This window comes from Kitasatospora sp. NPDC056181, assembly GCF_042266225.1.
In the GTDB taxonomy this organism is placed as follows: domain Bacteria; phylum Actinomycetota; class Actinomycetes; order Streptomycetales; family Streptomycetaceae; genus Kitasatospora.
In genome coordinates this window covers 1-18,867 of sequence record NZ_JBHJUK010000154.1, presented here as the reverse complement: position 1 = coordinate 18,867, position 18,867 = coordinate 1, and the positions used below count along the sequence as shown (strand labels likewise).

Here is an 18,867-nt window from a genome sequence, read left to right as displayed (position 1 = left end):
GCCGGTCGCTAACCAGTGGTGGGGCGCCTCCGGGCTTTCTGGGAGTTACCTGGGCGGTACCTGTCCTTTACGACCACATTGCCGTCGAACTCACGTTTCGCAAGCGAATCTCTCAGCAAATCCGCCGGACCGTACAGTTGACCCCACATGTCCTTTCGGTATGGGATATCGATTCGGCCCCCGTCCGATCTCCGGCTCGGTACGAAGGCCTCCCGGACCACCGCCATGGACCGGGACCCCGTCCCGAAGGGCCACTGCATGCCAGTCCTCACCCGGCTCGTCCTGCCGCACGCCGCCCCCCGCGCGAGCGACGGCCTGCCCTCGGGCGACGAGGACGCCGAGTTCGGCCTGCTGCGCGCCCGCTGGACCGCCCGCGGGCTCGAACTCACCGGCTTCGCCCGCCCCGACGACCTGGACACCGCCCGCCCCGGCTCCGCCTGGACCTGGCTCACCCTGCGCCGCGGCGAGGACGAGCCGCCCGTCCACCTCCGGTCCAGACCCCGGCGGCTGCCCGAGGTGACCGACGACAGCGCGCAGCCCGACCACAACCACGACTGGTCCGGCTTCACCGCCCTGATCGAGCCGCGCCGACTGCGCCGCGGCGAGGAGTGGCTGCTCGGCGACTGGCAGATCGAGACCACCCTCTTCACCCGCCCCCGGCCCACCCGGCTGCGCCGCCAGTACGGCGCCCTCGGCCCGCACTGGTGCGGCTCCGGCGAGTACCCGCCCGCCCGCTGGGTCGACCACGACGTCCGGCTCCAGCCGTTCTTCGCCGACGGCCGGCTGCGGCTGCGGCTCGAACGCCCCGGCGTCCGGCTCACCCGCGCCGTCCCCGACGCCGACGGCCTCGACCTGCGCGGAACCGCCGACCACTGCCCGGCCGGAACCGTCCTGCGGCTGCGCCACCGGGAGAGCGACGCCGTCCTCGAACGGCCGGTCGCCCGCACCGGCAACACCTTCGCCGTCCACCTTCCGTACCGGCCGTTCACCGCCGACGGGCGCGGCGCCGCCGACCTGGAGCACTGGGACGCCGAGCTGCTGGGCCCGGACGGCTCCGCCGAGCAGCTCACCCTGGACGAGCGCGGCGGTCCGGTGGCCGGTCAGCACCCGCTGCCCGGCCGGCAGGACCGGGCGCTCTACCTCAAGCACCTGGCCGACGGCCGGCTCCAGTTCTGCGTCCAGCCCGCCGCCGGCTACGTCGAGCGGATAGCGGTCCGGGCGGAGGGCTTCGAACTCACCGGCCACTGCCCCTGCGACGGCCCGCTCGAACTGGTCCTGCGCCACAGCGGCACCGCCGGCGAGGTCCGCCACCCGGTGGAACACGGCGACGACGGCCGGTTCCGGATCCGGCTCCCCGCCACCCGCACCGGCTCCGACGGCACCACCCTGCCGCTGCGCAAGGGAGTCTGGGAGGCCTCGCTGCGGCCGGCCGGCCACCACGGCCCCAAGCGGCCGCTCATCGCCGCCCCCGCCGTCCTGCCGGCCCTGCCCGCCACCACCCGGGCCGGCGGCAAGCGGGTCCTGCTCCAGCGCCGCTGGCACGACACCCTGCTGGTGGACTCCACGCCGGTGCTCACCGCCACCGAGCGCAGCGCCTGGACCCAGGCCCGCCAGCGCACCGACGGCTACCCCGCCGCCCGCCGCGAGCCGCTGTGCGAGGCCGTGCTGTACGACGTGTTCGGCGGCCGCGGCTACTCCGACTCACCGCGCGCCGTGCACGCCGAACTCGCCCGGCGCGACGCCCCGTTGGAGCACCTCTGGGTGGTCGACGACGCCCAGGCCGAGCTGCCCGCCGGGGTCCGCGCGGTACGGATCTGGAGCCCGGAGTGGTACCGGGCGCTGGCCACCAGCCGCTACCTGGTCGGCAACACGCACTTCCCGGACTTCCTGGAGCGCCGCCCCGGCCAGGTGGTCGTGCAGACCTGGCACGGCTCCCTGCTCAAGCGGATCGCCCACGACGTCGACAACCCCTGGCTGGCCGACCACGGCTACCTGGAGGCGCTGGACCGGGAGACCCCGCAGTGGAGCCTGCTGCTCTCCCCCAGTGCGTTCGCCACCCCGATCCTGCGCCGGGCCTTCCGCTACGACGGCGAGATCCTGGAGGCCGGCTACCCGCGCGGCGACGTGCTGGCCCGGCCGGACGCCGGGCACGCCGCGGCCGTCCGGCGCCGGCTCGGCATCCCCGAGGGCAAGCGGGTCGTGCTGTACGCCCCGACCTGGCGCGAGGACCAGCAGCGCGGCGACGGCGACGGCTTCCGGCTGGACCTGCGGATCGACCTCGACCACGCCCGGCGCGCCCTCGGCGGCGACCACGTGCTGCTGGTCCGCCCGCACGTGCACGTCCGCGAGCCGCTGCCCGGCGCCGGCGACGGCTTCCTGTACGACTGCGGTGACTACCCCGACGTGCAGGAGCTGCTGCTGATCGCGGACGTGCTGGTCACCGACTACTCGTCGATCATGTTCGACTTCGTGATCACCGGCCGCCCGGTGCTCTTCTTCACCTACGACCTGGAGCACTACCGGGACACCCTGCGCGGCTTCTACTTCGACTTCGAGCCCCAGGCCCCCGGACCGCTCGTCCCCACCTCGGCCGGGCTGCTCGCCGAGCTGCGCGCACTCGCCGACGGCGGCGGCGCCCTGCCCGCCGGGTACGAGGAGCGCTACCGCCGTTTCCGGGACACGCACTGCGGGCTGGACGACGGCGCCGCCGCCCGCCGCGTGGTCGACCGGATGCTCGAACTCGGGCGCGGGGACTGAGCGCGCGTCAGGAGAACGGGTAGGACCGCCAGGGCCGCCAGACCTCGTCGGCGTCGAACCGGGAGAGGCTGAAGCCCGGGACCGTGAAGGCCGCCCGGAAGCCCCGGGCCTGCTCGTACGCCTGGTCCAGGACGTCCTCCGGCAGACCGTGCGCCACCGTGACGTGCGGGTGGTACGGGAACGCGAGCTCCCGGGCCAGCGGGCCGGAGCGGATGTCGGCCTCCAGCAGCCGGCACTCCTGCGCGCCCTCCTCGACCCGGACGAAGACCACCGGGGAGACCGGGCGGAAGGTGCCGCCGCCCTGCAGCAGCATCCGGAACGGCCGGTGCCCGCCGGCGACCTCCGCCAGGTGCTCCTCGATCTTCGGCAGGTCCGCGGCCGCCACCTCGGTCGGCGGCAGCAGGGTGACGTGCGTGGGTATCGACCGGGCCTGCGGGTCGCCGTGCCCGGCCCGCGCGTCCTGGATCGCCGAGCCGAACGGGTCCGGGACGCTCACGGACACGCCGATGGTGAGCAGCTCGGGGAGCCGCTCACCATCGGGCAGTCTCGTCAGCGGAGTCACCGCTTGGCGGCCGGAAGGAAGCCGATCCGGTCGTAGACCGCCTCCAGCGTCTGCGACGCCACCTCGCGGGCCTTCTCGGCGCCGATCGCCAGCACCCGGTCCAGCTCGGCCGGGTCGTCCAGGAAGGTGCGGGTGCGCTCCTGGAAGGGGGTGACCCACTCGGTGAACAGCTCGGCCAGCTCGGTCTTCAGGGCGCCGTACATCTTGCCCTCGAAGTGCTCGACCAGCTGGTCGACGGACTGGCCGCTGAGCGCGGAGTGGATGCGCAGCAGGTTGGAGACGCCGGGCTTCTCCGCCTCGTCGTAGGAGACGACGGTGCCGGTGTCGGTGACGGCGCTCTTGAACTTCTTGGCGCTCTTCTTCGGGTCGTCCAGCAGGTTGACCAGGCCCTTGTCCGAGGCGGCGGACTTGCTCATCTTGGCGCCCGGGTCCTGGAGGTCCTGGATCTTCGCCGTCTCCTTGAGGATGTACGGCTTCGGCACCGTGAAGGTCGGGCTGTAGCGGGTGTTGAAGCGCTCGGCGAGGTCCCGGGTGAGCTCCAGGTGCTGGCGCTGGTCCTCGCCGACCGGGACGGCGTCGGCCTGGTAGAGCAGGACGTCCGCGACCATGAGGACCGGGTAGGTGAAGAGGCCGACCGTGGTGCTGTCGGCACCGTGCCGGCCGGACTTGTCCTTGAACTGGGTCATCCGGGAGGCCTCGCCGAAGCCGGTGAGGCAGTTCATCACCCAGCCGAGCTGCGCGTGCTCGGGCACGTGCGACTGGATGAAGAGGGTGCAGTGGTCCGGGTCCAGGCCGGCGCCGAGGAGCTGGGCGGCGGAGATCCGGGTGTTCTCGCGCAGCTCCTTCGGGTCCTGCGAGACGGTGATCGCGTGCAGGTCGACCACCATGTAGAAGGCGTCGTTCTCCTTCTGCAGGTCGACCCACTGGCGCACCGCGCCGAGGTAGTTGCCGAGGTGGAACGAGCCGGAGGTGGGCTGGATGCCGGAGAGCACCCGGGGACGGTCCTTGACCGGACCAGTGACCGCTGCGTTGACCATGCGGGCCATTGTTCCAGTTACACCGGTCGCTCAGGAAACGTCCACCCCTGGAGGTTCCGCCAGTGTGACCGCACTCACCCTGACCCGGGCGATCCGCCGGCCCTCCAACTTGGCCACCGTCAGGCGCACCTCCTCGTCGCCGACCGGGATCCTGACCTGGTCGCCGTCGGCGGGCAGCCGGCCCAGCGCGGCGACCAGGCAGCCGGCCACCGTCTCGTACGGCCCCTCGGGCAGGGTGACGCCGGTCTCCTCGGTGAAGTCGCCGAGGTTCAGCAGGCCGTCGAGCTCCATGCCGCCGCCGGCCAGCCGGCGGGTGGCGGCGGTCTCCGGCCGGTCGTACTCGTCCCGGATCTCCCCGATCACCTCCTCGACCAGGTCCTCCAGGGTGACGATGCCGGCGGTGCCGCCGTACTCGTCGACCACGATGGCCAGGTGGTGGCCCTCCCGGCGCATCTCGCCCATCGCCTCCAGCACCCGCTTGGTGCCGGGCAGCAGCTTGACCGGGCGGGCCAGGTCGCGGACCTTCGCGGCCTGCTCGCCACGGGCCCCGTACAGGTCGCGGACGTGGACGAAGCCGGTCACGGCGTCGTAGCTGCCCTCGACCACCGGGTAGCGGGAGTGCGGCGAGGAGCTCGCCTGTTCGCGGACCTCGGCGAGCGGGCGCTCGGCGTCCAGGAAGGTCACCTCGGTGCGCGGGACCATCACCTCGCGCAGCTGGCGCTCCCCCGCGGAGAACACGTCGGCGATCAACGCCCTTTCGTCGCTGCCGAGTTCGGTGTTGGCGGCGACCAGGCCGCGCAGTTCCTCGGAGCTCATCGACCCGCGCCCGGCGGCCGGGTCGCCGCCGAACAGGCGGACCATCAGGTTGGTGGAGTGGCCGAGCAGCCAGATCACCGGGCGCAGCACCACCGACATCACGTCCACCACCGGGGCGGCCAGCAGCGCGATGGAGTCGGCGCGCTGGAGGCCGATCCGCTTCGGGGTGAGCTCGCCGAGCACCAGCGAGACGTAGCTGATCACCAGGGTCAGGCCGACCAGCGAGACCGCGTCGGCGACGCCCTCGGAGAGGCCGGCCCGGACGAACACCGGGGCCAGCTTGCCCGCCAGGGTGTCCGCGCCGAAGGCCGCGGACAGGAAGCCCATGCAGGTCACTCCGACCTGGACGGCGGCCAGGAAGCGGTTCGGGTCGGCCGCCAGGTGCGCGGCCCGGGCGGCGCGACGGGTGCCGCGCGCCTCCAGCGACCGGATCTGGCCCTCCCGCAGGGAGATCAGCGAGATCTCGGCGACGTTGAAGAGGCCGCCCAGCATGATGAAGACGAGAACGAGCGCCGCGTCCTCAAAGGTTTCACTCACGGGGGGTCAGTGTAGAGCGACGGCCCGCCGCCTCCCGGGAGGGAGACGGCGGGCCGTGCGTGGCTCGGTGCTACCGCGCTCAGATCAGGCCGAGGGCCTGGACCGCGTCGCGCTCCTCGACCAGCTCGTTGACCGAGGCGTCGATGCGGCCGCGGGAGAAGTCGGAGATCTCCAGGCCCTGGACGATCTCGAACTTGCCGTCCTTGGTGGTGACCGGGAAGGAGGAGATCAGGCCGGCCGGGACGCCGTAGGAGCCGTCGGAGACGACACCCATGGAGGTCCAGTCGCCCTCGGCGGTGCCGTTGACCCAGGTGTGCACGTGGTCGATGGCGGCGTTGGCGGCCGAGGCGGCCGAGGAGGCGCCGCGGGCGTCGATGATGGCCGCGCCGCGCTTGGCCACGGTCGGGATGAAGTCGCCCTCCAGCCAGGCCTGGTCGCCGCCGACGGCCTCGAAGGCCGGCTTGCCGGCGATCTCGGCGTGGAAGATGTCCGGGTACTGGGTGGCGGAGTGGTTGCCCCAGATGGTGACCTTCTTGATGTCGGCGACGCCGGCACCGGTCTTCTGGGCCAGCTGGCCGAGGGCCCGGTTGTGGTCCAGGCGGGTCATCGCGGTGAAGCGCTCGGCCGGGACGTCCGGGGCGTTGCGCTGGGCGATCAGGGCGTTGGTGTTGGCCGGGTTGCCGACGACCAGGACCTTGATGTCGTCCGCGGCGTTGTCGTTGATGGCCTTGCCCTGCGGGCCGAAGATGCCGCCGTTGGCCTGGAGCAGGTCGCCGCGCTCCATGCCCGCGGTGCGCGGACGGGCGCCGACCAGCAGCGCGACGTTGGCGCCGTCGAAGGCCTCGTTGGCGTCGGCGGTGATCTTGATGTCGCGCAGCAGCGGGAACGCGCAGTCGACGAGCTCCATCGCGGTGCCCTCGGCGGCCTTGAGGCCCTGCGGGATCTCCAGGAGGCGCAGGTTCACCGGCACGTCGGCGCCGAGCAGGTGGCCCGAGGCGATGCGGAAGAGCAGCGCGTAGCCGATCTGGCCGGCCGCTCCGGTGATGGTGACGTTGACGGGGGTGCGGGTCATTTCTACCTTCTCCAGCAAATCGCCAGGTGCCCCAGGCACACCGGCGCACTGGAGCCGAGGATGGTCTCTCGACATCGAGAGACCCGCGTCAGGTTATCGCAAAGCGAAGCGTACGCCGCGTGTGCGGGCGTGGCTGATACGTCACAGCGGACCACCCCGGTCCGGCCGGGACGGGACGGGCCCCGGAGGCATCGCCTCCGGGGCCCGCCGGGACCGGGCGACGCCCCGTCAGCCGAAGTAGCCGAGGAGGTCGACGATCACCTGCGTGGAGCCCCCGCTGCGGTTGGCGAACTCCACCTTGCCGTCGGCACCCACCGGGACGGTCACCAGGTTGGCCACGGTCCTGCCCTGCGTCCAGTTGAGGTTGGACGCGTCCGGGCGCGCGGTGCCCGACGGCCAGACCGTCAGGTGCCCGGCCTCCGTCGGCTCCGTCACCGTCACGTTCAGCACCACGGCCTTGGCGTGGGCGAGGTCGCGGCTGCCGGACAGGTCGAGCGTGGTGCTCGCGCCCGGCCCGACCGCGCCGGTGGTCCGGGTGTCGAACATCCGCTTGGGTCCGGCGCTGTGGAAGGTGGCGGCGGCCGGGTCGTCGGAGTAGTAGCCGAAGACGTCGGCGATCAGGTGGGTCGTGTCCCCCGCGGCGTTGAACAGCTTCACCCTGCCGTCCGCGCCCACCGGCACCACCACGTGGTTCGGGACGGTGAGCCCGGCGGTCCAGTTGAGGTTGGACGAGTCGGGGCGCGCACCGCCCGAGGGCCACACCGTCAGGTGGCCGTCGGCCTTCGGCTCGGTCACCGTCACGTTCAGCACCACGGCCCTCACCCCGGTCTGCGGCACACCCGCACGACCGGCGACCTGCAGCGTCACCTCGTCGAAGGCCGGCACCGGATCCGTGCCCGGACGCCCCACCGCCGCCCGCGTGTCCAGCAGCCGGGACGGCGCGACCGCGGTGAAGGCTGCGCCGGAGGGCTCCGCGGAGTAGTAGCCGAAGACGTCGGCGATCAGGTGCGCCGTGTCCCCGGACGAGTTGTAGAGCTTGACCCTGCCGTCGTCGCCCACCGGCACCACCACCTGGTTGGGCACGGTCCGGCCGACGGTCCAGTTGAGGTTGGACGAGCCGGGACGCTCACCGCCCGAGGGCCAGACCCGGAGGTGGCCGTCGGCCTTCGGCTCGGTCACCGTCACGTTCAGCACCACGGCCCTCACCCCGGTCTGCGGCACACCCGCACGACCGGCGACCTGCAGCGTCACCTCGCTGGAGGCCGGCACCGGATCCGTGCCCGGACGCCCCACCGCCGCCCGCGTGTCCAGCAGCCGGGACGGCGCGACCGCGGTGAAGCGGTCGCCCGCGGGCGGGGTCGGGATCCCGTTGTTCGCCACGTGGACGCGCTGGTTGTCGGGGTCGGTCCAGACGACGTTCGGACCGGTCCGGTCCACCGCCCAGGCCTTGTGCGGCTTGCGCACCGTCTTCCAGTACTCGCCCGCGGCGAGGGTGCGGACCGCGACGGTGCCCTCGCCGCCCGAGGAGCGGATGCCGTCGTGGAAGTCGACCAGCAGCAGCCTGCCGTTGACGAGGTCCTGGCGGACCAGGTAACCGTCGCCCAGCAGCGTCTCCCGGCCCGACCAGTCGTAGCCCCAGTTCGTGGCCTGCACGGGGACGGAGAGGGTCTGACGGGTCGCCGTGTCGAACACGCCGGTGGTGCGCAGCGTGCCCTGGCTGTCCTGGCAGCCCCAGGAGACGAAGCGCCCGACGGCCTCCAGCTGGGTGACCGGGCAGGGTGCGGTGAAGGAGTCGCGCACGGAGGCGCCCCGGACGTCGGTGGCCTTCACGGTGTTGGTGCCCTGCTTCGCGCTCCACAGCGTGTCGCCCTGCACGGCGGCGGCGGTCAGCTCCGTCTGCTGCAGCCGGTCACCCGTGTCCAGGTCGCCGACGATCACCGTCCGGTTGTCCTGCCAGTTGGACGTCGCCTGTGCGAGGACGACGTACCGGCCCGCGGTGTCCTCGGTCCTCAGGTTGTACAGACCGCCGGTGGCGACGGTGCCGGCCTGGTCCTGGGTGCCGGCCTTCCGGACGGCCACCTTGCCGCCGGACACCGGATCGCCTTGCAGGTAGCGCTCGTCACCGGTCGACCACAGCTCGGCGCACGCGGCGTTGTGGCTGTAGCAGTCGGAGATGTTGTGCGAGCCGTCCAGGGTCTCCGAGAGCTTCACCGGGGTGGCGTCGCCCGACACCCGGTAGCTGCGGAAGGAGCCGGTGGTCATGGCCGGCTGGAAGCCGACGGTGTCCGAGGCCGTGGTCAGCACGCCGCCGCCGATCGAGAGCCCGAACACGGTGGCGGGCGCCGCCGGGACGTCGGTCAGCGCGGCGACGGCCGGCTTGGCGCCGGCCTGCGCGGTGAGCCGGTAGACCTTCGTGTCGCGTTGCTGCCCGTAGGCGGGCAGGTGTTCGGTGCCCACCACGATCAGGGATCCGTCCGGAGCGGGCAGCAGCTGGGCGTCCGCGCTCTCCAGGACCATCTCCGCGGAGCCGTCGGTCGAGCCGGCGGCCGAGGCGAACACCGGCCGTCCGCGGTTGTCCCCGGAGCTGTGCGTGACGGACTCGGTGCGTACCAGCCGGTCGCCGACCAGCCGCAGCTCGCCGCCGATGCCGCTGACGTACGTCGTCCTCAGCACGGTCTGCGGCTGCGCCCGGTCGAGGTGGTCGACGTCCCCGTTGGAGCCGTGTGACCGCAGCACGACCCCCTTGCCCAGCCGGAAGTCGTACGAGAAGTCGAACTGCTGCTCGTCCGGCAGCGCGAGGAGCGCCCCCGTCACGACGTCCACCAGGACGGAGTGGGAGAGGTCGTCCTGGCGGTAGCGCAGGATCACCGAGTTCTGGTCGCCGTCGTGCACCGAGGTCGCGAGCGTGGCGCCCGCCGGCAGGGCCACCTTGGTGTGGGAGACGGAGCCGCCGTCCAGCCGGTGCAGGAACCAGCCGGTGACCGCGGACGGTGTGCCCTCGTACGCCAGGACCGTCCGGCCGTAGGTGCCGTAGTAGGTCTGCCCGGCGGGGAGCTCCACGGAGCCCAGCGCGGCCGGCCGGCCGGTTGCCAGGTCGTACAGGTCGACCTTGGCCGGGGTCTGCCCGGTGGCGGCCACCGGGACGGCCGCGGTGTCCGAGCCGGTGCCGTAGCGGTTGTCCGGCTTGCCGCGGTAGGCGCGCGACGGCTGGCCCTCGTCGAGGCCCGCCGGGACCGGGGCGGGCAGCCGGAGGCCGGTGTCGGTGGTGGCGCCGTTGTCGTACCTGGTCCACAGCAACTGGTCGCTGCCCTCGCGGGCGTGCAGCAGGCCGGTGTCCCCGGCCACGAAGAGCTGGTCGCGGGCCGGGACGCCGCGCGGCGCGGCCGGCAGCACCAGCTCTGCGGGCGGCTCGCCGGCGGGTGCCGCGACGGCGGCCTGCGGAAGAGCCAGCGTCAAAGACGCGGCGCCGGTGGCCAGGGCCAGTGCGACGGCACTGAGGCCCCGGCACAGGCGCGTTGACCGGCTTCCGGACGGGTCCAAGGGATGCCCCCTCGTTGTGTGAGCGCAGGAGGGGGAAACACGCGCAGCCGGACGCGGCCGCCGCCCGCAGCGGGCCCGGCGCCGTCCCGTCCTGACTCGATCCCCCCGAGAACAGCCGGAGCATACCAACGGATGATCTCCTGGTGCGCCGGGATTTCCCGGGCACGGGAACGGCCCCCGCCCGGTGCTCCGGGCGGGGGCCGTCGAGGGCCGGGCGCGTCAGTGGCGCGGACGGCCGATCAGATTGCCGATGTTGTCCAGCAGCCGGATCTCCAGCCACGGGTTGGGCTGGGCCACCAGGGTCAGCAGCACGATCGACAGACCCAGGAAGGACAGCACGATCACGTCGGTGAACCGGCTGCGCACCGCCAGCATGCCGACCTCGGGCAGGACCAGCCGCAGGACGGCTCCGAGCAGCACGCCGCCGCCGAGGATCAGCAGCCCGTACTTGAAGCCCTCCTTGAAGTCGGCGAACCAGGTCACGGCGAGCCCGGCACCGACCACCAGCAGGACCAGCGTTATCGGCCACTGGCGCACCGGCAGCGCGTGCTCGCGCCCCAGCGCCGCGGCCGAGCCCTCGGGGGGCAGGGTCCCGGTGGTCTTGACCGGCCTGCGCCGGGACCTCACCGGTCGCTCACTCATCCGCGCCGTCCCTCCGGTGTCAGATGCCGGCGCGGCGCTCGGCCGCCTCGACGATGTTGTTCAGCAGCATGGCGCGGGTCATCGGGCCGACACCGCCGGGGTTCGGGGAGATCCAGCCGGCCACCTCGGCCACGCCCGGGTGCACGTCGCCGACGATCCTGCCCTCGCTGCGGCTGACGCCGACGTCCAGCACGGCCGCGCCGGCCTTGACGTCCTCCGGCTTGACCAGGTGCGGCACGCCCGCGGCGGCCACGACGATGTCGGCCTTGCGCAGGTGGTAGGCGAGGTCACGGGTGCCGGTGTGGCAGAGGGTGACGGTGGCGTTCTCGCTGCGCCGGGTGAGCAGCAGGCCGATCGAGCGGCCGACGGTGACGCCGCGGCCGATCACGACCACCTCGGCGCCGTCGATCGCGACGTCGTGGCGGCGCAGCAGCTCGACGATGCCGAGCGGGGTGCACGGCAGCGGGCCCTGGATGCCCAGCGCGAGGCGGCCGAGCGAGGTGGGGTGCAGGCCGTCGGCGTCCTTGTCCGGGTCCATCAGCTCCAGGACCGGGTTCTGGTCGAGGCCCTTGGGCAGCGGGAGCTGGACGATGTAGCCGGTGCAGGCGGGGTCGGCGTTGAGCTCGCGGACGACGTTCTCGACGTCCTCCTGGGTGGCGGTGGCGGGCAGCTCGCGCTGGATCGAGGCGATGCCGACCTCGGCGCAGTCCTTGTGCTTGCCGTTGACGTACCAGCGGCTGCCCGGGTCGTCGCCGACCAGGACGGTGCCGAGGCCGGGCGTGACGCCCTTCGCCTTGAGGGCCGCCACGCGGGCGGCGAGTTCGGACTTGATCGCGGCCGCGGTGGCCTTGCCATCGAGAATCTGGGCAGTCATGACCCCATTCTCCCGGATCCCGGCAACCGGCCGCGCCAGCCCCGGTGCCACCCCGTCCTCCCCGCCGGGGCGGCCACGGTCCGGAGCGGAACGTGCGGGCCACGTTGCGGTTGCGCCACAGTCCGGTCCGGTGCGCGGGAGCGGCTGGACAGCGACGGGCCGTCCGGTTGACGATGAGCGGGCATTCCCTGCCGCCTCCGGCCCGGTGACGGGCCGACGGACACACCGGCGGGGCGTACCCGGGGGAAGAACAGAGTGAGCCGACCACAGCACGCCGTGCCGCCAGAGCGCCACGGCCGCACGTTGCCAGGACCGCAGCCGTCGATGCTCCTGTTCGTACCGTCGTCACGACTCCCGCGGTCCCCACGGTCCTGAGCCGCGACGGCGGGTGCCGGTTCCCACGCGCCCCCGATGTCACCGCGCTCCGTTATCGTCCCGTCCGCCCGGCTGCTCCTCCCGCCGGTCCGGTCCGGGTCCTCCGCTGTCCCGTCCCCTGTCCCCATCCTGCCCGGAGGCATCGATGAGTTACCCGCCCGACCCGAACAACCCGTACGGCCAGCCGCAGCAGCCCGGCTACGGCTACCCGCAGCAGGCCCCGCCGGCGGCGGGCTACGGCTACCCCCAGCAGCCGCCGGCCGCGGGCTACGGCGTGCCGCAGCAGCCGGCGTACGGGTACGCGCCGATGCCGGGCACCATCCAGGCGAACAACGGCTACATCAACATCGCCCAGCTGGGCACGGTGAAGATCGCCACCATGGGGCAGCGGTTCGCCGCCCGGCTGATCGACGGCCTGTTCTTCGGCGCGCTCTACGCGCTCTTCGCGGTGTTCGGCGTCCTCGGCGCGATGGGCGTCGCCAAGGACCAGCAGGACTGCAGCTCGAAGCTCGACTACAGCGGCTCCTCCTACGGCGGCACCAACTCCGCCTACTACGACTGCGTGCACCAGAACACGCAGGCCGCGACCGGCCTGTTCGCCACCGTGATGGTGTTGTTCAGCCTGTTCATGGCCGTCGGCCTGCTCTACGAGTGGCTGCTGGTGGCCTTCACCGGCGCGACGCTGGGCAAGTTCGCCATGGGCCTGCGGGTCGTGAAGGAGAACACCGGCCAGAACCCCGGCGTGGGCGGCGGCTTCATCCGCTTCATCATCCCGAGCGTCGGCGCCCTGCTGTGCGGCCTCGGCCAGACCCTCGTCTACCTGTCCCCGTTCTTCGACAACACCGGGAAGCTGCAGGGCTGGCACGACCGTGCCGCCGGCACCGTGGTGATCAAGAAGTAGCGCGTACCGGTACGACGCGACGGCCCGGCTCCCCTCGCGGGGGGCCGGGCCGTCGCGTCCGTCACACCGTCACCGGCGGAGCCGCCGGGACCGGTGGATCAGTGGAAGAAGTGGCGGGTACCGGTGAGGTACATCGTCACACCGGCCTCGGCGGCGGCGGCGATCACCTCTTCGTCGCGGATCGAACCACCGGGCTGGACGATGGCCCTGACGCCGGCCGCGATCAGGATCGCCGGGCCGTCCGCGAAGGGGAAGAACGCGTCGGAGGCCGCGTACGCGCCCTTGGCCCGCTCGCCGGCCCGCTCGACCGCGAGCTTGCAGGAGTCGACCCGGTTGACCTGGCCCATGCCGACGCCGACCGAGGCACCGTCCTTGGCCAGCAGGATCGCGTTGGACTTGACGGCCCGGCAGGCCCGCCAGGCGAAGGCCAGCTCGGCCAGCTCGGCCTCGGTGAGCGCCTCGCCGGTGGCCAGCGTCCAGGTCGACGGGTCGTCGCCCTCGGCGTGCACCCGGTCGGCTTCCTGGAGCAGCACGCCGCCGGAGATCGGGCGCACCTCCTGGCGGTTGACCGGAGCCTCCGGGGCGAGCAGCACGCGCAGGTTCTTCTTGCGGGCGAGCACCTCGACGGCGCCCTCCTCGTAACCCGGGGCCACCACGACCTCGGTGAAGATCGGGGCGATCTGCTCGGCCAGCTCGACGGTGACCGGGCGGTTGACCGCGATCACGCCGCCGTACGCGGAGACCGGGTCGCACTCGTGCGCCTTGCGGTGCGCCTCGGCGACGTCCGCGCCGGTCGCGATGCCGCACGGGTTGGCGTGCTTGATGATCGCGACGGCCGGGCCGGCGTGGTCGTACGCGGCGCGGCGGGCGGCGTCGGTGTCGACGTAGTTGTTGTACGACATCTCCTTGCCGTGCAGCTGCTCGGCGCCCGCCAGGCCGCCGGTGCCGTCCACGTAGAGCGCGGCGCCCTGGTGCGGGTTCTCGCCGTAGCGCAGCACGTTCTGCCGCTCGTAGGTGGCGCCCAGGAACTCCGGGAAGCGCTCGTCGCTCGGCGCGTAGCCGGCCTCGAACCAGGAGGCGACGGCGACGTCGTACGCGGCGGTGTGCGCGAACGCGGCACCGGCCAGGCGCTTGCGGGTGGCCAGGTCGAAGCCGCCCTCCTGAGCGGCCTTCAGCACGTCGCCGTAGCGGGCCGGGTCGACCACGACGGCGACCGAGGGGTGGTTCTTGGCGGCGGCGCGGACCATGCTCGGGCCGCCGATGTCGATCTGCTCGACGCACTCGTCGGGGGTGGCGCCGGAGGCGACGGTGGCCTTGAACGGGTAGAGGTTCACGACGACCAGGTCGAAGGGCTCGACGCCCAGCTCGGCCAGCTGCGCGCGGTGCGACTCCAGGCGCAGGTCGGCGAGCACACCGGCGTGCACGCGGGGGTGCAGCGTCTTCACGCGCCCGTCCAGGCACTCCGGGAACCCGGTCAGCTCGGAGACCTCGGTCACCGGCACGCCGGCGGCGGCGATCCGGCCGGCGGTGGAGCCGGTGGAGACGATGGCGACCCCGGCGGCGTGCAGGCCCTGGGCCAGCTCCTCCAGACCGGTCTTGTCGTACACGCTGATCAGCGCGCGACGGAGCGGACGGACGTTCTCGGAGACAGGGGGGGTGGCGGAGCTGGCACTCATGCCGGGATCCATACCTTTCGGTCCTCGATGCGGTGACCTTCGCGGGCCAGCCGGCCCACGACGTCGACGAGCAGCTTGCGCTCGACAGTCTTGATGCGCTCGTGCAGCGCTTCGCCGCCATCGGCGTGATCGGCGTCGGCGACCTCGACGACGCCCTGCGCGATGATCGGCCCGGTGTCCACGCCGGCGTCGACCAGGTGGACGGTGCAGCCGGTGACCTTCACCCCGTACGCGAGGGCGTCGGTGACGCCGTGGGCGCCGGGGAAGGCGGGCAGCAGTGCGGGGTGGGTGTTGACGATCCGCCCGGCGAAGGCCTCGATGAAGCCGGCGCCGAGGATCTTCATGAAACCGGCCGTGACCACGAGGTCCGGCTCGTACGCGGCGGTGGAGGCGGTCAGCGCGGCGTCCCAGGCGGCCCGGTCGGGGAAGTCCTTCACCCGGTGGACGAAGACCGGCAGGCCCACGCGCTCGGCGCGCTCCAGGCCGGCGATCCCGTCACGGTCCGCACCGACGGCGACGATCTCGGCGCCGAAGGCCGGGTCGGCGGCGGCGTCGATGAGCGCCTGCAGGTTGGTGCCGGAGCCGGAGACCAGCACCACCAGACGGGCCGGGCCGGGCGTGCGGGGCGGGAAGAGCTGAGCGGGGGCGGCGGCCACTGCGCGTTTCTCCGTAGGTCGGGCGCCGCCCGCTGGTACGTCCACCGGCGGTGGGGCCACTACGAACGGCAGGTCGAGCAAGGGGGAACATCAGGAGAACCCGCCGCGACGCGGGCCCCGGGAACCTCTGTGAGCTGCTGACCGTCACCACGATAACGGCTGGTCGGACGGCCTCCGAAACGGCCGGGCGTCGCTACGCGCGTAGTTGAGACGGGGATCTCCCCGGCCCGCGGGCGGGGGCACCGGGCCGGACGCCCGCGCCGGGCAGAAGGCCGCAGGACTGCCCGCGGGCGGCTGCGGGATCATAGGGTGGCGCGGGCGTCCGCCCAACCGACCGAGAAGGAATGGCTGAACCATGAGCAGCGGTGACGACACCGGCGAGCGCAACCCCTTCGCGCCGCCGCCGGCGGATGCCCCGGACCAGCCGTGGCGGCCGCGCAACCCCGGGCCCGCCGAGGGCCAGCACGCACCCGACGGCGACGAGGGCCAGGACGAACGCCCGCTGGTGCCGCCGCCGCACCCGTGGAGCCCCGGCTACCAGGGCGGCGGCTGGCACCCCCGGCCGCCCGCCCCGCAGCCGCCCAAGCTCGACCCGAACGACCCGGCCCAGCGCAAGGCCCGCAACGCGGCGCTGGCCGGCATGGCCTCGCTGGTCTGCGCGTTCGCCGCGCTGCACTACGTCGCCCTGTTCGTCGGCGCGCTCGCCGTCGCCTGGGGCATCGGCGCGATGCGCACCCCCAAGCCGGCCACCGACCGGCCGGCCGGGACCACGGCCGGGACCACGGCCGGCGCGGTGCCCGCCGGCGCGACCGGGTCCGCCGCGCCCAACCCGCTCACCCCGGCCGCGCTCGCCGGGGTGCTCACCGGCGCGATGACCGTGGTCTTCGTGTCCTCGGTGATCGGGCTCAGCCTGTACTACAACGACTACGTCACCTGCGTCCGGGACTCGCTCACCGCCACCGGTGCGGACAACTGCGAGCGGCTCGCGCCCAAGTGGTACGTGGACATCACGACCAAGGGCGAGTAGCCCGGGAACCTCTCCCCCGGGAGGACGGGCAGCGGCGCCGCCGGCATCGGAACAGCGGGACAGCGGGCCGTCGGGACAGCCGACCGCCCGAGAGCGGGCCCCCGGGGAGCGGGCCGCCGGAGAGCCGGCGCCGGGTGGGCCTGTCGTCGCCCTCGGCCGGCGGGGTGGCGAGGTGGTCAGTCCTCGTCGGGGGAGGCGGAGGCGGTACCGTCCGCGCCGTCCGTTCCGCCCACCCCGTCCACGGGCGGGCCCAGCCGCAGCACCAGCGCGTACGCACGGGCGCGCAGCAACAGTGCGCTCCGACGCGCGTGGCCTGCGAGCGCGCTGCCGGCACTGACACCGGCAGCCAAGGCCCCTCCACCCTCCGCGGTGACGCCCCGACAGGTGTCCCGGCCCGACGCACGGCCCGCCGCCTTGTCCGGTGTACGGCCCGCCGCCCTGCCCAGCGCCCGGGCCCGCACCAGCAGCGCTCCCGGCACCGCCACCGCCGCGAACCACCCCGCCGCCGCCAGGCCCGTCCGCCACGGCACCGGGCCCAGCTGCGCCATCCGGCCGCCCGCCAGCGCACCGCCGGAGAGCCGGCCGAGCACCTCGCCCGCCACCCCGGTCAGCAGCGCCGCCGCCAGCGCGGCGACGGCCGTCGCCGCCGGGTGCCACGGGGTCGCCGCCCCGGCCGGCCGGTCCGGCGGCCGGTCCGCCCCGGCCCGGACGTCCGTACGCTTCGCGCCGTCAGCCGCCGCCCGGCCCAGCAGCAGGGCCGGCACCACCCCGGCCAGGGCCGGCAGCAGACAGGCCGCCGACCGCCAGCCGCCCCCACCCGGCTCCGCCACCAGCGCGAACAGCGGGAACTCCGGCAACGGCCCCAGGACCGCCCCGCCCGGCGCCACCACCGTGCCCGCCCCCACCGCGAACCCCGGGCCCAGGGCGTAGGCCGTGCCCCAGAGCACCGCGTTCGGCAGCAGCAGCACGCTCAGCAGCAGCAGCCCGGCCACCGCGGCCGGGCCGTGGGCGAGCACCGCCGCCGCCCGGCCTGTGCCGGCCACCGCGTCCAGCACGGCCGCCACGGCCAGCACCGCCGCTCCCGCCGCCACCAGCCCCGCCCCGGCCGCCAGCGCCGCCGTCCGGATCACCGCCGCTCCCCCGGCCGGCCGGGCCCAGTCCGGCACCCGTTCCAGCACCCGCTCCAGCGCCCTCCACCGGAGCACCGGCCCGCCCGCGCCGGGCGGCGCGCCCTCCGCGCGGCGCGCCCTCCTGGCACCGGCCGCCGTCGCGGCCGCGGCCAGCAGCGTCACCACGAGGACGTCCGGCAGCACCCGCGCGCGGAACGGCCCGGCGCCCGAACAGTGCGCCACCACCGCCGCGGCCACCGCGCAGTAGCCGCACCACACCGCCGGCGGGCCGCTCCACCGCGGCCGCGGACCGCGCCGCGCCGCCGCCCGGGCACCCGCCCGGTACAACTGCCCCACCACCACCAGGCCGAGCAGCAGCGGAGTGACGGTCAGCGGGGCGTCCGCGCTGCCCCGCAGCACTGGCGCGCCGTGCCCGAGCAGCCAGATCGCGCCCGCCAGCCGGACGGCGCCGGCCGCGTCGTCGTCCGCGTACGGGGTCACCACCCAGAGCCCGAGCACCGGCACCGCGACCCCCGCGAGACCGAGCAGCGCCGTCCGCACCCCGGTGAGCACGTCCGCCAGGACGGGCCTGGTGCCCAGCTCCCCCGGCACCTGAACGATCGGACGGCCCATCAGCTGCGTCATGCGCCTCATGGTGCCAAGGCGACTCGCCATGCTCCGTGAAGAGGCAAACCGCCGTCGTGTCCCAGATTATTGGCTTATGCGCATTTTCAGACCCTGCCCTCTCGCCGCCCCCACTCCGGCCCGGAGCGTCTGATGTCCACGCCGCCGACCGCCGAGCGCCCCACCGGCGCCCCCACGACCGACGGGCCCGCACCCCACGGCCGTTCTTCGGAAAAGGGCCGGGCCGGACGCGGCCGGGCCGCCAAGAACACCAAGGCGACGCGCGCCAAGGCGGTCGGCGGCCCCACCACCGGGCCCACCGCCGCCCGCACCGCCGGGCCCTCCGCCGGCCAGGAGGAGGCGGCCCGGCTGCTCCGGCAGCTGACACCCCGTGAAGCCGAGGCCCTCGCCCACCTCGCCGCCGGGCGGAACCTCGCCGAGACCGCGGCCGCGCTCGGGGTCGCCCCGGCCACCGCGCGCAGCTACCAGCACCGGGCCATGCGCAAGCTCGGCACCCGGACCCGCGGCGAGATCGACGCCTTCGCCGCCCTGCTGAGCCCCGCTCAGACCGCACCCGCGGCAGGCCGCACGGCGCCCGGGACCACGGCCGGCGGGCGGACCGCGGCTGCGGGGCGCGCGGCCGGGCCCGCGCGGAGCGGGAG

The 18,867-nt window shown here is 74.0% G+C and carries 14 protein-coding genes; 4 read left to right on the top strand and 10 right to left on the bottom strand.

From position 1 onward, the window contains the following. The first annotated feature begins 258 nt into the window (after positions 1-258). A complete protein-coding gene (locus ACFC1F_RS36590; protein ID WP_376165057.1) occupies positions 259-2,757 on the top strand; it encodes a CDP-glycerol glycerophosphotransferase family protein in 2,499 nt (832 codons plus the stop codon). 7 nt (positions 2,758-2,764) lie between these two features. Here ACFC1F_RS36590 and ACFC1F_RS36585 read toward each other — a convergent pair whose 3' ends face one another. The 7 genes from ACFC1F_RS36585 to ACFC1F_RS36555 form a co-directional block, all read right to left on the bottom strand. Then, positions 2,765-3,319 carry a 2'-5' RNA ligase family protein gene (locus tag ACFC1F_RS36585; protein WP_376165055.1) on the bottom strand — a complete coding sequence of 185 codons (555 nt, stop codon included), beginning with the start codon at positions 3,317-3,319 and terminating at the stop codon, positions 2,765-2,767. Next, positions 3,316-4,356 (bottom strand): tryptophan--tRNA ligase, encoded by a 1,041-nt coding sequence (gene trpS / locus ACFC1F_RS36580; RefSeq protein ID WP_376165053.1) that lies wholly within the window; start codon positions 4,354-4,356, stop codon positions 3,316-3,318. Before trpS ends, ACFC1F_RS36585 begins: the two co-directional genes overlap by 4 nt. Positions 4,357-4,386: 30 nt before the next feature. Further along, positions 4,387-5,709, bottom strand: a complete 1,323-nt coding sequence (locus ACFC1F_RS36575; RefSeq protein WP_376165051.1) for a hemolysin family protein — start codon at positions 5,707-5,709, stop codon at positions 4,387-4,389. Between the two features lie 79 nt (positions 5,710-5,788). After that, the gene (locus tag ACFC1F_RS36570; RefSeq protein ID WP_209416787.1) at positions 5,789-6,781 is read right to left on the bottom strand and encodes a malate dehydrogenase; all 993 of its coding nucleotides are present in this window, start codon (positions 6,779-6,781) and stop codon (positions 5,789-5,791) included. A gap of 228 nt (positions 6,782-7,009) precedes the next feature. Continuing rightward, positions 7,010-10,237, bottom strand: coding sequence for a hypothetical protein (locus ACFC1F_RS36565; RefSeq protein WP_376165049.1), 3,228 nt, complete (start codon positions 10,235-10,237; stop codon positions 7,010-7,012). 303 nt (positions 10,238-10,540) lie between these two features. Continuing rightward, a complete protein-coding gene (locus ACFC1F_RS36560; protein ID WP_148644447.1) occupies positions 10,541-10,963 on the bottom strand; it encodes a DUF3017 domain-containing protein in 423 nt (140 codons plus the stop codon). 19 nt (positions 10,964-10,982) lie between these two features. Next, complete coding sequence (locus tag ACFC1F_RS36555) at positions 10,983-11,837, bottom strand: bifunctional methylenetetrahydrofolate dehydrogenase/methenyltetrahydrofolate cyclohydrolase (protein ID WP_376165047.1); 855 nt, start codon at positions 11,835-11,837, stop codon at positions 10,983-10,985. Between the two features lie 520 nt (positions 11,838-12,357). On the opposite strand from ACFC1F_RS36555, the gene ACFC1F_RS36550 reads away from it, so the two are divergent. Next, complete coding sequence (locus ACFC1F_RS36550; protein WP_376165045.1) at positions 12,358-13,113, top strand: RDD family protein; 756 nt, start codon at positions 12,358-12,360, stop codon at positions 13,111-13,113. Positions 13,114-13,211: 98 nt separating this feature from the next. Here the strand turns inward: ACFC1F_RS36550 and purH are convergent, their stop codons facing one another. After that, on the bottom strand, positions 13,212-14,789 hold the full coding sequence (gene purH, locus ACFC1F_RS36545; RefSeq protein WP_209416790.1) for a bifunctional phosphoribosylaminoimidazolecarboxamide formyltransferase/IMP cyclohydrolase: 1,578 nt from the start codon (positions 14,787-14,789) through the stop codon (positions 13,212-13,214). Further along, positions 14,786-15,445: a phosphoribosylglycinamide formyltransferase gene (gene purN / locus ACFC1F_RS36540; RefSeq protein WP_376165043.1), complete on the bottom strand. Its 660-nt coding sequence runs from the start codon at positions 15,443-15,445 to the stop codon at positions 14,786-14,788. The genes purH and purN overlap by 4 nt, the downstream gene beginning before the upstream one ends. Positions 15,446-15,800: 355 nt before the next feature. Between purN and ACFC1F_RS36535 the strand changes: the two genes are divergently transcribed. Then, entirely contained in the window at positions 15,801-16,472 is a 672-nt protein-coding gene (locus tag ACFC1F_RS36535) for a hypothetical protein (protein ID WP_209416791.1), read from the top strand. Between the two features lie 176 nt (positions 16,473-16,648). Here the strand turns inward: ACFC1F_RS36535 and ACFC1F_RS36530 are convergent, their stop codons facing one another. Beyond that, on the bottom strand, positions 16,649-18,226 hold the full coding sequence (locus ACFC1F_RS36530; protein WP_376165041.1) for a DUF6350 family protein: 1,578 nt from the start codon (positions 18,224-18,226) through the stop codon (positions 16,649-16,651). Positions 18,227-18,358: 132 nt separating this feature from the next. On the opposite strand from ACFC1F_RS36530, the gene ACFC1F_RS36525 reads away from it, so the two are divergent. After that, a partial coding sequence (locus ACFC1F_RS36525) for a LuxR C-terminal-related transcriptional regulator (protein ID WP_376165039.1) occupies positions 18,359-18,867 on the top strand: 509 nt, incomplete at its 3' end.

What these genes read in the sequence shown, in the direction of transcription:
- ACFC1F_RS36590 (WP_376165057.1), top strand. Translation starts at nt 259, where the DNA reads ATGCCAGTCCTCACCCGGCTCGTCCTGCCGCACGCCGCCCCCCGCGCG.
- trpS (WP_376165053.1), bottom strand. Translation starts at nt 4,356, where the DNA reads ATGGTCAACGCAGCGGTCACTGGTCCGGTCAAGGACCGTCCCCGGGTG.
- ACFC1F_RS36570 (WP_209416787.1), bottom strand. Translation starts at nt 6,781, where the DNA reads ATGACCCGCACCCCCGTCAACGTCACCATCACCGGAGCGGCCGGCCAG.
- ACFC1F_RS36560 (WP_148644447.1), bottom strand. Translation starts at nt 10,963, where the DNA reads ATGAGTGAGCGACCGGTGAGGTCCCGGCGCAGGCCGGTCAAGACCACC.
- ACFC1F_RS36555 (WP_376165047.1), bottom strand. Translation starts at nt 11,837, where the DNA reads ATGACTGCCCAGATTCTCGATGGCAAGGCCACCGCGGCCGCGATCAAG.
- ACFC1F_RS36550 (WP_376165045.1), top strand. Translation starts at nt 12,358, where the DNA reads ATGAGTTACCCGCCCGACCCGAACAACCCGTACGGCCAGCCGCAGCAG.
- purH (WP_209416790.1), bottom strand. Translation starts at nt 14,789, where the DNA reads ATGAGTGCCAGCTCCGCCACCCCCCCTGTCTCCGAGAACGTCCGTCCG.
- ACFC1F_RS36535 (WP_209416791.1), top strand. Translation starts at nt 15,801, where the DNA reads ATGAGCAGCGGTGACGACACCGGCGAGCGCAACCCCTTCGCGCCGCCG.
- ACFC1F_RS36530 (WP_376165041.1), bottom strand. Translation starts at nt 18,226, where the DNA reads ATGACGCAGCTGATGGGCCGTCCGATCGTTCAGGTGCCGGGGGAGCTG.